Source organism: Stenotrophomonas sp. YJH_SMC_40 (assembly GCF_059368615.1).
The window spans coordinates 107,109-119,023 of the sequence record NZ_JCAFRX010000009.1 but is presented as its reverse complement, the minus strand read 5'-3'; the positions used below and the strand labels follow the sequence as shown (position 1 = coordinate 119,023).

Genomic DNA, 11,915 nt, shown 5'->3' with positions numbered 1-11,915 from the left:
GTGGCCAACGGGCGTTCCATCAGGAGAGGGTCACAGGCGGATCAGCGGTAGGTCGCCGGGAATCTGGGGAGCCGGACGCCGGGCGGCGTCGGCACAGCAGCAGTCGTCGATCGCCAGCTCGCCTTCAGCACCTTCCAGGCGTGCGATGCGGCGCGCGGTGGCCGCGCCCAGCGAGGACAGGGTCGACAGACTGGCGGCCAGCGTGCGTCCGTCGTCGGCGGCATGCAGGCGCAGCGCGCACAGGCGCCAGCGCTGGCCGCCAAGATGGCCGGCCAGGCGCCGCCACAGGCGTTCGCCAACGCTCGCCTCGCTGTCGTGTTCCGGTCCCGGCGGCAGCGCCGCGACCAGACGGTCCCAGGCCAGGAAATCGCTGTCGGGCAGCAGGTACAGGCGCCACACGCAGCGGCCACGGCCATCAAGGAAGCACAAACTTTCGCGCAGGCCCTCGCTGTCCACGCCCTGGCAGGCGTGTACGCGTACGGCCTGGCGCCAGCCGCCCAGCTCGTTGCCGTCGGCGTGGTACAGGCACAACACGGTGCCGAGCGTGGCCAGCTGTGCCGGGGTCGGCCAGGCCGCGCTGTTCGGCGCGGCGATGGAGTCATTCCTGCGTGCGGACAGTGCTCGGCTCATGAGGTCACCAGGAAACGGCAAGGCTGGCGGAGAAGGTGCGGCCCGGGCTGCTGAAACGATCGCTCAGTGCGCGATCGGTGATCAGGCTCGGGGTGATCGACGACCATTCGATGTAGCGCTTGTCGGCCAGGTTGAACACGCCGACATTGAAGGTGGCACCCGGCGCGAAGTTCCAGTGCGCCATCAGGTCCAGCACGCCGTAGCCGGCCGGCTGGTAGACGAACGGCGCCGGTGCGTTCGGATTGGTCTGCGCCGCAGGCGGCGGCAGGCGCTTCTTGCGCTGCACGAAGGTACCGGCCAGTTCGACGCCCCAGGTATCGGTGTCGTACATCAGGCCCAGCGTGCCACGCAGCGGATCGACCGAGGCCAGCGGTTCGTCATCGGTCCGGTTGTCACCACGCGACCATGCCAACGCACTGCGCAGCGCCCAGCCCTTCAGTGCCGGGCTCAGTTCGCCGAATTCGATGCCGGCCTTCATTTCCGCGCCATAGATGCGCGCGTCGGCGATGTTCTGCGACTGGAACACGGTCAAACCCTGTGCGTTGCGACCGGTATCGACGTTGGACTGGATGAAATCCTTGTAGTCGTTGTAGTAGCCGCTGACGCTGACGTACGCCGCCGGCGCGATGAAGCGCAGGCCCAGTTCGTAGCCGTCGCTGGTTTCCGGCTTCAGATCCGGGTTGGCGATGGCGGTATAGCGGAAGGCGACGTTGGTCAGGCCGATGTTGACGTCGTTGTACGGCGGCGAACGGAAGCCACGCGCATAACCGGCGAACAGCGACCATTCGTCGGTGAAGCGCCAGACCATGCCCAGCTTCGGCGACACGCTGGTCTTCTTCAGCTGCGCCACGGCCGTGGTCGGGTTGTCTTCGGCGAAGATGCTGTCCACTTCCGGCTTCAGCTCGTAGCGGTCCACGCGCACGCCCGGCACCAGCGACAGCCGGCCATCGGCAAAGCGCATCTCATCCTGTGCATACAGGCCCAGCTCGGTGGTCTTGCTGATCGGGAAGTCACGCACCGGGAAGGTGTCCGGCAGCACCGTGTTGCTGACCACGCCAGCCTTGCTGACCTGATAGCCGTCGCGCTTCTGGCGGATCTCGGTACGGGTGCCTTCGAAACCATAGGTCAGTGCGTGCTCGACGCTGCCGGTGGTGAACGCCTTGTTGAACTGCGCCTGCAGGCCATAGGCATGCTGGTCGAAGGAGAACACGCGGTGGCGGCGGGTGCCGTCGGTGCGGGTCTCGTCGGTCTGCTGCCGGGTTTCGCTGTTCTGCGCGTACACCTGCCAATGCAGGCTGTCGGCGAACGGCTGGTCCAGCGCATCCATCTCGTGGGCGAAGGACACGCGGTTGCGCTTCTGGGTGTCGTGGGACTTCATGCCAGTGGCCGCAGCCATCGCGCCGGGGCGCGGTGCAACGCTGGCAATCGCCGACAACACATTGGTATCGGTGGTGTCTTCGTTGCCTTCCACGGTCAGGCGGAAGCGCTGGTCTTCGCTGGGTGCATAGACCAGTTTGCTGAGCAGGCTGCGGCCGTCGCGATCCTGCGGATTGGACGCGGTGCGGGTGTCGTTGTCGCTGCGCACCGTGCCCTTGTTGTCCGTTTCCTGGCCCTGGTGGTGGTTGACGTTGACCAGGCCGCTCCAGTGGTCGCCACCAAAGGCGGCCGTGGCACCGCCGAGCAGGCCCTTCCACTCGCCGTCGTAGCCGAACTTCAGGCCGAAGTAGCTGTTCTTGCCGTCCTTGAGGTAGTCGGCCGGGTCCTTGGTCACGAACGCGACCACGCCACCGAGTGCATCGGAGCCGTACAGCGAGCTGGCCGGGCCACGCACGATCTCGACGCGCTTGAGCGTATCGAGGTCGGTGAAGTTGCGGTTGGAACTGGCGAACGAACCGATGTCGAACCGGGTCGGCATGACGATGCCGTCGGTCTGGATGCGCACGCGGTTGCCGTCCAGGCCACGGATGCGGAAACCATCCAGGCCGAAGCGGGTCGCGCTGCGGGTGACCGACAGGCCCGGCTCGTAGCGCACCAGATCCTTGATGTCCTGCACCAGGTGCCGGTCCATCTGCTCACGGTCGATGACATCCACCGTGGCCGCCACGTCGCTCACCGCCCGCTCGGTGCGGGTGGCGGTGACCTGCACCCGATCGAATTCGCGCGCATCGGGGGCAGCAGTGGCAGCAGCGTGGGCGGACAGCGGCAGCGCCATCCAGACAGCAAGGCAAAGGGCGGTATGGCGGGTCATCGGGTTCGTTCGGTCAGGCAGGGGAACCCCCGGTTACCGGCACACCCGGAAGGTGCACGCGGTAGACCGAGGGGGAGAGAGCGGGAGCGGACGGGTCGCCCACCCTGTCGGCGCTGCCGGCAGGAGGGAGGGAGGCGGGCGACCAGACCGCGATTACTTGGTCAGGATCAGCTTGTCGTTGCTGGTGTGCCGCAGGCGATAGAAGCGGTCGCCGTGCTGGATCAGGATTTCACGACGGCCCTTGAGCAGGGCTTCGCTGTCGATGACCTCTTCCGGCGGAACGACGCGGACCGGTCGATCGCGGAGGGTCAGCGTTTCGGGGCGCAGCAGTACAGGTTGAGCATTCATGAGCATCTGGACTCGTGCGAGGGACGAGTTAAATGATAATGATTCTCAGTTGACAATCAACAACCATTCTCAATTTCATTGATGGGATTAATGATCGAATTCCGTAATTCGATAGATCGCATCAATTAAATGGCGACGCAGGTGTGTAGAGTCGACTGTTGGTCGACTGCTGTTGCTCGAAGCAGTCGGTTATTCGAAGCAGTCGACTAACAGGCGACTCTACCGTTCCCGTTCCCGTTCCCGTTCCCGTTCCAGTTCCAGTTCCCGTCCTGTTCCCTCGGCCGAACCGGCCCGACCGAGGCCCCCGAGGCCCGGCCGGCCCCGGGGTTCAGGCGAAGACGGCTTCGACCTGCGCCCAGCCGGCCGCGTCGACCTGCTCCAGCACGTCCAGTGCCTGCAGGTTCTGCAGCAGCTGGCTGACCCGGCTGGCGCCGAGGATCACGCTGGAAACGTTCGGGTTGCGCAGGCACCAGGCGATGGCCAGCGTGGCCGGGGCGTGGCCCAGCGCGCGTGCCACCTCGCTGAAGCGCCGCACCTGGCCCAGGCGGGCCCCGGCGTCGGCCCCCAGCACCAGGTCCTGCAACCACTCCATGCCTTCCCGCCCCAGCCGTGCATCGGCCGGAATGCCCTGGTCGTACTTGCCGGTGAGCAGGCCCGACGCCAGCGGCGAGAAGATGGTGGTACCCAGGCCGGCACCGGCATACAGCGGCGCGTACTCGACCTCGACCCGCTCGCGGTGCAGCAGGTTGTACTGCGGCTGCTCCATCGACGGGCCCTGCAGGTTGCGCGCCTCGGCGATGTCCAGCGCCTGCTGGATCTGCACCGCCGACCACTCCGAGGTGCCCCAGTAGAGGATCTTGCCCTGCCGCACCAGGGTGTCCATCGCATGCACGGTCTCGGCGATCGGCGCGTCCGGATCCGGGCGGTGGCAGTAGTAAAGGTCCAGGTAGTCCACCCGCAGGCGCTTGAGTGCAGCGTGGCAGGCGTCGGTCACGTGCTTGCGCGACAGCCCGCGCTGGGTCGGCCGCGGGTCCTTGGCGCTGCCGAAAAACACCTTGCTGGACACGCAGAAACCGTCGCGCGGCAGGCGCAGGTCGGCGATCACGTCACCCATGACCTGTTCGGCACGGCCGTTGGCATAGCCCTCGGCGTTGTCGAAGAAGTTGACACCATGATCCCAGGCGGCGGCCACCAGGTTGCGCGCCTCATCACGCGGGATCTGGTCACCGAAGGTCACCCAGGCGCCGAAGGAAAGGGCGGAAATCGGCAGGCCGGTGGAGCCCAGGCGACGGTATTGCATGCGAATCTCCTGCTGCGGGCCCGCATCCGGGCCGGGATCGACCCCCATTCTACCTGCCGCCGCCAGCCGCAAGCCCTTGCCGTTGCTGGCCTGATCGGTACCGTTGGCCGCGCGCACGCTGCTTTTTCTTGCCCCGGCCCCTGCCCTGCACTAGGCTTCCCGTTTTTCGCGACGCCCCAGGGGAGTCACTCACATGGTCGAAGGTTTGGGCAGGATCGGCTTCGGCCTGTTCGGGTTGGCGGTGCTGATCGGCATCACCTGGTTGTTTTCCAATAACAAGCGCGCGGTTGACTGGAAGCTGGTTGCCACCGGTATCACCCTGCAGATCGCCTTCGCGGCGCTGGTGATCCTGGTGCCGGGCGGGCGCGACGTGTTCGACGCGCTGGGCCACGGCTTCGTCAAGGTGCTGAGCTTCGTCAACGAGGGTTCCGGTTTCATCTTCGGCTCGTTGATGGACACCAAGAATTACGGCTTCATCTTCGCCTTCCAGGTGCTGCCGACCATCATCTTCTTCTCGGCGCTGATGGGGGTGATGTACCACCTGAACATCATGCAGGCGATCGTGCGCGTGATGGCGTGGGCGATCACCAAGGTCATGCGTGTGTCCGGTGCGGAAACCACCAGCGTCTGCGCCAGCGTCTTCATCGGCCAGACCGAGGCGCCGCTGACCGTGCGCCCGTACATCGCCAGGATGACCCAGTCCGAGCTGCTGACCATGATGATCGGCGGCATGGCACACATCGCCGGCGGCGTGCTGGCGGCCTACGTGGGCATGCTTGGCGGCGGCGACCCAGCGCAGCAGGCCTTCTACGCCAAGCATCTGCTGGCGGCCAGCATCATGGCCGCGCCGGCCACCTTGGTCGTGGCCAAGCTGCTGATCCCGGAAACCGGCACCCCGCTCACCCGCGGCACGGTGAAGATGGAAGTCGAAAAGACCTCCAGCAACATCATCGACGCGGCTGCGGCCGGCGCCGGCGACGGCCTGAAGCTGGCGCTGAACATCGGCGCGATGCTGCTGGCCTTCATCGCCCTGATCGCGCTGCTGAACGCCCCGCTGACCTGGATCGGTGAAGTGACCGGCCTGGCTGCGCAGATCGGCAAGCCGACCAACCTGTCGACCATCTTCGGCTACCTGCTGGCCCCGATCGCCTGGGTGATCGGTACGCCGTGGGCCGATGCCACCACCGTCGGTTCGCTGATCGGCCAGAAGGTCGTGATCAACGAGTTCGTGGCCTACACCGAGCTGTCGCAGATCGTGAACGGCCAGGTGGCTGGCGTCAGCCTGTCCAGCGAAGGTCGCCTGATCGCGACCTACGCGCTGTGCGGCTTCGCCAACTTCAGCTCGATCGCGATCCAGATCGGCGGCATCGGTGGCCTGGCCCCGGAACGTCGCCACGACCTGGCCAAGTTCGGCCTGCGCGCGGTGCTGGGCGGTACCATTGCCACCTTCATGACGGCGACCATCGCCGGCGTGCTGACGCACTTCAGTTGAACCCTTGGTTGAGAAAAGATTCCCTATGAGCAGCAGTGTCGTTGTCGTCGGTTCCTTCAATGTCGATCACGTGTGGCGGTGCGAGTCGCTGCCGGCACCGGGCGCGACCATTGCCGGCCGCTACAGCACCGGCCCCGGTGGCAAGGGCTTCAACCAGGCCGTGGCGGCCTGCCGCGCCGGTGCCGAGACGCACTTCGTGTGCGCGCTGGGCGACGACGCCGGTGGCGCCACCGCGCGCGAACTGGCGGCGCAGGATGGTTTCGGCCTCATCGCCGAAGCCAGCAGCGAACCGACCGGCACCGCCGGCATCTACGTCGATGCCCGTGGCCGCAACACCATCGTGATCGGCCCGGGTGCCAACGCTGCGCTGAGCACCGACTTCCTGCAACAGCAGCAGGCCCTGCTGACCGGCGCCAGGGTGGTGCTGGTGCAGCTGGAATCGCCGGTGCAGACCATCGAAGCGGCACTGGCCACGGCCCGCGAGGCCGGCGTCACCACCGTGCTCAACACCGCACCGGCCGATGCCCCCTCGACCATCGGCCTGCTCAAGCTGGCCGATGTGATCACCCCGAACGAAACCGAGTTCGCTGCCCTGCTCGGCCGCCATGTCGGTGAGCGCGTGGATGCCAACGACGTCGCCGCGCTGGATGGAGCCAGCCTGCACGCGCTGTGCCGCAAGCTGGTCGGCAACGGCACCGTGGTGGTCACCCTGGGCTCGGTGGGCGTGTTCGTGTCGCATGCCGACGAGAACCTGCGCGGCGATACCCAGCCGTACTACCGCGTGGGTGCCGAACAGGTGCAGGCGATCGACACCACCGGTGCCGGTGACGCCTTCAACGGTGCGCTGGCCGCGTCGCTGGCGCAGGTGGCCGACGCCCCGTTCGCCCGCCACGTGCGCTTCGCCAACCAGTTCGCCGGTCGCTCGACCGAGAAGGAAGGCGCTGCAGCGGCGATGCCGCGCTTCACCCCGGCCGACGCCGAAGCAAAGTAGATCCACGCCATGCGTGGATGAAGAAGCCCGGGTGTGCAGACACCCGGGCTTTTCTGTTTGCCTTTCAATGAGGCAGATCCACGCCATGCGTGGATGAACGGGACCGGGCAAGCCGCCGCAGCAGCAGGCCCGCGACGATTGCCAGCAGGGCCACGGCAGCGGCCACCACGCCCAGCGAGGCAAGCCCGAAGCGTTCGATGGCGCCACCTCCCAGCAGCGCGCCCAGGCCGATGCCGGCGTTGGCCGCGGACACATTCAAGGTTCCCGCCAGCGCCTGCGCCTGCGGCGCCGCACGCATCACCCGCACCTGGCACAGCGGGAACAATGCGGTATGCGCCACACCCCACAGGGCCAGTGCGATCAGCACGAGCGTGCCGTGGCCGGCCAGCCCGACACTGGCCAGCATGCCCAGCGCCAGCACCGCGCAGAACACCAGGGTCGCGCCCAGCGGCGCACGATCGACCCAGCGCCCACCCAGTGCATTGCCGATCAACCCGACAGCTCCGAAGCCCATCAGCCACCAGCCCACCTGTGCCGCCGGTACCTGCATCAGCCGCTCCAGCACATCGGCCAGGTAGGTATAGGCAGCAAACATCGCGGTAAACACCAGCACCGACAGCAGCACATCGCCCAGCAACTGCGGCTGGCGCAGTACTCGTGCCTGTTCGCCCAGCGCGCGCCGCGGTCCGGCCACGGTGTCCGGCATCCACAACGCCAGCGCGCTGGCCATCAACAGCGACAGGGCCGCCAACAGCCAGAAGCTGCCGCGCCAATCGAGGGCGTCGGCAGCCAACGTACCCAGCGGGATACCGAACAGCATTGCGGCGGTGATACCCAGGTAGACCCGCGCGACCGCACGACCTCCCTGCCCTGCAGGTGCCAGCTGCGCAGCAGTCTCACTGGCGGTGCCCCAGAACACCGGCAGGGCCAGTGCCGGCAGCACCCGCGCCAGCGCCAGCAGCCACGGCTGCGTGGCCATCGCGGCCAGCGCGTTGGAACCCGCGAACAACAGCAGGATGGCCACGAACAGGCGGCGCCGGCCGACGTGTGACAGCAGCGCGGTCAACGGTGGCCCGGCCAGCATCACGGTGAACGCGAACAAGGTAACCAGCTGCCCGGCGCGGGCGATGCCCAGGCCAAGGTCGCGCGCCAGCGCCGGCAACAGGCCGACGATCAGGAACTCGGTGGTGACGATGACGAAGGCGGACACCGCCAGCAGGACAACCGAAAGGCGTGCGCGGCCGTTTGCGTGGACAGCGGCCGCGGCGGAATCGAGGGAGGACATGGGCGGGCATCAGAACAGGGGCCGCCAGCCTATTTCCTCCCCGGATTCCGATTACTGCTATGTTTTCCATCGATTCCGGACAGAAATTCCCCATGCTTCCCACCGAGCGCCTGCGCGGCATCGAGGCCTTCGTCGCCACCGCCGATGCCGGCAGCTTCACTGCCGCCGCTGAACGCCTGCACCTGACCAGTTCGGCGGTGGGCAAGACCATCGCACGGCTGGAGGCACGCCTGGGCGCGCGGTTGTTCGAACGCAGCACGCGCCGCCTTCGCCTGACCGAGGCTGGTGAGGGCTTCTATCGCACCTGCGTGCGGGTGCTGGGCGAGCTGGCCGATGCCGAGTCGGTGCTGGTCTCGCACGCAGACGCGCCCGTGGGCCGCCTGCGGGTGGATGCGCCGGCCACCTTCGGGCGCCTCAAAGTCTGGCCGTTGCTGCTGCAGCTGGCCGCCGAGTTTCCACAGTTGCATCCGCAGGTGACCTTCAGCGACCGCTTCAGCGACCTCGCCGAGGACGGCGTCGACCTCGCCGTGCGCATCGGCGGTCCCGAGCCGCTGCCCGCCACGCTGGGCAGCCGCCTGCTCGGTTACGAATGCCTGCGCTTCTGCGCCTCCCCGGCCTACCTGCTTCGGCATGGCCAGCCCCGCTCGGCCGCCGAGCTGGCCGGGCATGACGGTGTGCTGTTCGGACGCGCGGACGGCAGCATCGGGCCGTGGCAGGTGGCCGATGGCAGGCAGCGCAGTACACCGCTGCAGGCCCGCGCGCGCCTGGTGGTTGGCAGCGCCGAGGCCCAGGTGGCGGCGGTCGAGGCCGGCTTCGGCATCGCGCAGCTGGCCACCTGGCTGGTCGATGACGCGCTGGCGCGCGGCAGCCTGGTCTCGATCCTGCCGTCGCTGGACTGCCGCGGCCTGCCGCTGCGCCTGCTGTGGCCGCAGGGCCGGCAACGGCTGCCACGCGTGGACGTGGCCCTGGACCGTCTCGGCGCCGGGTTGCCGATCGATCCGCCGCGCTGAGCGAAGCGCCATCGGCGGCGGTCGCATCGAACAGCTGCGACTGCCGGTCGCATTGCCCGCATCCCGCCCCTCACCCACCATCCGCGCAGCGTTTCAGCGTGGGCAGGACATGGACGGATTCCCCTGGTTGCTGGTTGCCGCCGCCGGTAGTGCCATCGCAGCCTTGCTGCATATCGGCTGCATTGCCTTCGGCGCCGCGTGGTACAGGTACTTTGGTGCTGGCCAGCGCATGGTCCGGCTGGCACAGGCCGGGCATTGGTGGCCGCCGCTGATGACCGCCGGCATCACTGCCGTGCTGGTGGCCTGGGCGCTGTACGCACTGGCCGCCGCGGGCTGGCATTCGCCGCTGCCGGCCAGTCGTCTGGTCCTGACGGGCATCGCCCTGCTGTTGCTGCTGCGCGCGGCGATGGGCTTCGGCCTGGCGCTGCTCCGGCCCGGCTACAACGGCCGGCGCTTCTGGGTAGCCAGTTCACTGGTCTGCCTCTGCCTGGGGCTGGCCTTCGCGCTGGGGACCCGGCAGGCCTGGCAGAGCCTGGGGTAGCCACCTACCATCGCCCGCCCTTGGGGGCGGCGGAAGCAACCGTCAAGCATCTGCTGATGCCGGTACGGCATGAGGTCGGTGCCGATGGGCCTGAACCGGGGCGGGGCTGACACGGCCGTACCGCCGCCCGCGCCCTACAATGGGCGCATGCAGATCGGCCCCTACACCATTGCCCCCAACGTCGTGCTGGCGCCCATGGCCGGCGTCACCGACAAGCCCTTCCGCCTGCTGTGCAAACGGCTGGGCGCGGGTCTGGCCGCCTCGGAAATGACCATCAGTGATCCGCGCTTCTGGAACACGCGCAAGTCGATCCACCGCATGGACCATGACGGCGAACCGGCCCCGATCAGCGTGCAGATCGCCGGCACCGAGCCGCAGCAGCTGGCCGAGGCCGCGCGCTACAACGTCGACCACGGCGCGCAGATCATCGACATCAACATGGGGTGCCCGGCCAAGAAGGTGTGCAACGCCTGGGCCGGTTCGGCGCTGATGCGCGACGAGCAACTGGTGGCGCGCATCCTCGAGGCCGTGGTCAACGCGGTGGACGTGCCGGTCACGCTGAAGATCCGCACCGGTTGGGACTGCGACCATCGCAATGGCCCGCTGATCGCACGCATCGCCGAGGACAGCGGTATCGCGGCACTGGCGGTGCACGGCCGTACCCGCGACCAGCACTACACCGGCCAGGCGGAGTACGCCACGATCGGCGAGATCAAGGCCGCGCTGCGCATTCCGGTGATCGCCAACGGCGATATCGATTCGCCGCAGAAGGCCGCCTACGTCCTGAAGGAAACCGGCGTGGATGCGGTGATGATCGGTCGCTCGGCGCAGGGCCGGCCGTGGATCTTCCGCGAAGTGGCGCACTACCTGGCCACCGGCGAGGAACTGCCACCGCCATCACTGGCGGAAGTGCGCGACATCCTGCTTGGCCACCTGCACGCGCTGCATGCGTTCTATGGCGAGCCGCAGGGCGTGCGCATCGCGCGCAAGCACCTGGGCTGGTATGCCAAGGACCGGCCGGAGAATGCCGCTTTCCGCGCGGTGGTCAACCGTGCCGAGGATCCGGCCAGCCAGATCGCATTGACCACCGAATACTTCGACCGCCTGATCGCCGGGGAACCGGCGCTGCCTTCGGCGGCCTGAGCCACCAGCCCCGCGTCTGCGAACAGTCGAGCCAGCTCGACGCTACAAGAGCCCACCATGACCCCGCCGATTTCCTCCCCGACCTATCTGCACGGGTTTTCCGGCACCGAGCAGCAGCGCCTGATGACCCAGGCCCGGCTGCTGGAATCGAGCATCTTCGGCCAGATCGACTACAGCGGCGCGCGGCGCCTGCTGGAAGTCGGCAGCGGCGTGGGCGCACAGACCGAGATCCTGCTGCGCCGCTTCCCCGAGCTGCACGTGACCGGCGTGGACCTGAGCGAAACGCAGCTGGCCACCGCGCGCGAGAACCTGGCGCGCACGCCGTGGTGCAGCGACCGCTATACCCTGCAGCAGGCCGATGCCGGCGAGCTGCCGTTCGAGGCACGCAGCTTCGACGCGGCGTTCCTGTGCTGGGTGCTGGAGCACGTGCCGTCACCCGCACGTGTGCTGAGCGAAGTGCGCCGGGTGCTGGCACCGGGTTCGCCGGTGTACATCACCGAAGTGATGAATGCTTCGTTCCTGCTCGATCCGTATTCGCCGCACATCTGGCGCTACTGGATGGCCTTCAACGATTTCCAGTACGACCACGGGGGCGACCCGTTCGTCGGCGCCAAGCTGGGCAACCTGCTGCTGGCCGGCGGCTTCCGCGACGTGCACACCGAGATCAAGACCATCCACCTGGACAACCGCGAGCCGGCGCGTCGCAAGACGATGATCGCGTTCTGGGAACAGCTGCTGCTGTCGGCCGCCGACCAGCTGCTGCAGGCCGGCTCGGTGGACGAGGAAACCGTGGAAGGCATGCGCCGCGAGTTCCGCCTGGTGCAGAACGACCCGAACGCGGTGTTCTTCTACTCGTTCGTGCAGGGCCGCGCGACGGTGTATTGAGCCAACGCAGCACTGCCGATGGTCCCGCCATCCACGCATGGC

11 protein-coding genes are annotated in these 11,915 nt (G+C 67.7%); 6 read left to right on the top strand and 5 right to left on the bottom strand.

The window, feature by feature from the left end; all coding sequences use genetic code 11:
- Positions 1-30: 30 nt before the first annotated feature.
- The 4 genes from AC5P6X_RS17205 to AC5P6X_RS17190 form a co-directional block, all read right to left on the bottom strand.
- Entirely contained in the window at positions 31-630 is a 600-nt protein-coding gene (locus tag AC5P6X_RS17205; RefSeq protein WP_005408118.1) for a ChuX/HutX family heme-like substrate-binding protein, read from the bottom strand.
- A gap of 4 nt (positions 631-634) precedes the next feature.
- Entirely contained in the window at positions 635-2,878 is a 2,244-nt protein-coding gene (locus AC5P6X_RS17200) for a TonB-dependent hemoglobin/transferrin/lactoferrin family receptor (protein WP_349675283.1), read from the bottom strand.
- A gap of 153 nt (positions 2,879-3,031) precedes the next feature.
- Positions 3,032-3,226 carry a hemin uptake protein HemP gene (gene hemP / locus AC5P6X_RS17195; RefSeq protein ID WP_005412278.1) on the bottom strand — a complete coding sequence of 65 codons (195 nt, stop codon included), beginning with the start codon at positions 3,224-3,226 and terminating at the stop codon, positions 3,032-3,034.
- A 328-nt stretch (positions 3,227-3,554) separates the two neighbouring features.
- Entirely contained in the window at positions 3,555-4,526 is a 972-nt protein-coding gene (locus AC5P6X_RS17190; protein ID WP_024957304.1) for an aldo/keto reductase, read from the bottom strand.
- Positions 4,527-4,719: 193 nt separating this feature from the next.
- Here AC5P6X_RS17190 and AC5P6X_RS17185 point away from each other — a divergent pair, with 193 nt between their 5' ends.
- Together AC5P6X_RS17185 and AC5P6X_RS17180 are read left to right on the top strand one after the other, a co-directional pair.
- Positions 4,720-6,018 (top strand): NupC/NupG family nucleoside CNT transporter, encoded by a 1,299-nt coding sequence (locus tag AC5P6X_RS17185; RefSeq protein WP_005408115.1) that lies wholly within the window; start codon positions 4,720-4,722, stop codon positions 6,016-6,018.
- 25 nt (positions 6,019-6,043) lie between these two features.
- Positions 6,044-7,009: a ribokinase gene (locus AC5P6X_RS17180; protein ID WP_005408114.1), complete on the top strand. Its 966-nt coding sequence runs from the start codon at positions 6,044-6,046 to the stop codon at positions 7,007-7,009.
- A 64-nt stretch (positions 7,010-7,073) separates the two neighbouring features.
- Here AC5P6X_RS17180 and AC5P6X_RS17175 read toward each other — a convergent pair whose 3' ends face one another.
- Positions 7,074-8,294, bottom strand: a complete 1,221-nt coding sequence (locus tag AC5P6X_RS17175; protein ID WP_099605844.1) for an MFS transporter — start codon at positions 8,292-8,294, stop codon at positions 7,074-7,076.
- A gap of 92 nt (positions 8,295-8,386) precedes the next feature.
- On the opposite strand from AC5P6X_RS17175, the gene AC5P6X_RS17170 reads away from it, so the two are divergent.
- The 4 genes from AC5P6X_RS17170 to AC5P6X_RS17155 all read left to right on the top strand — a co-directional run bounded on the left by AC5P6X_RS17170 (position 8,387) and on the right by AC5P6X_RS17155 (position 11,873).
- Complete coding sequence (locus AC5P6X_RS17170) at positions 8,387-9,304, top strand: LysR family transcriptional regulator (RefSeq protein ID WP_049451428.1); 918 nt, start codon at positions 8,387-8,389, stop codon at positions 9,302-9,304.
- 109 nt (positions 9,305-9,413) lie between these two features.
- The gene (locus tag AC5P6X_RS17165) at positions 9,414-9,845 is read left to right on the top strand and encodes a hypothetical protein (RefSeq protein ID WP_032966440.1); all 432 of its coding nucleotides are present in this window, start codon (positions 9,414-9,416) and stop codon (positions 9,843-9,845) included.
- A 147-nt stretch (positions 9,846-9,992) separates the two neighbouring features.
- Positions 9,993-10,988, top strand: coding sequence for a tRNA dihydrouridine synthase DusB (gene dusB / locus AC5P6X_RS17160; protein ID WP_012479176.1), 996 nt, complete (start codon positions 9,993-9,995; stop codon positions 10,986-10,988).
- Positions 10,989-11,045: 57 nt separating this feature from the next.
- Positions 11,046-11,873, top strand: a complete 828-nt coding sequence (locus AC5P6X_RS17155; protein WP_005408109.1) for a class I SAM-dependent methyltransferase — start codon at positions 11,046-11,048, stop codon at positions 11,871-11,873.
- Positions 11,874-11,915: the final 42 nt, after the last annotated feature.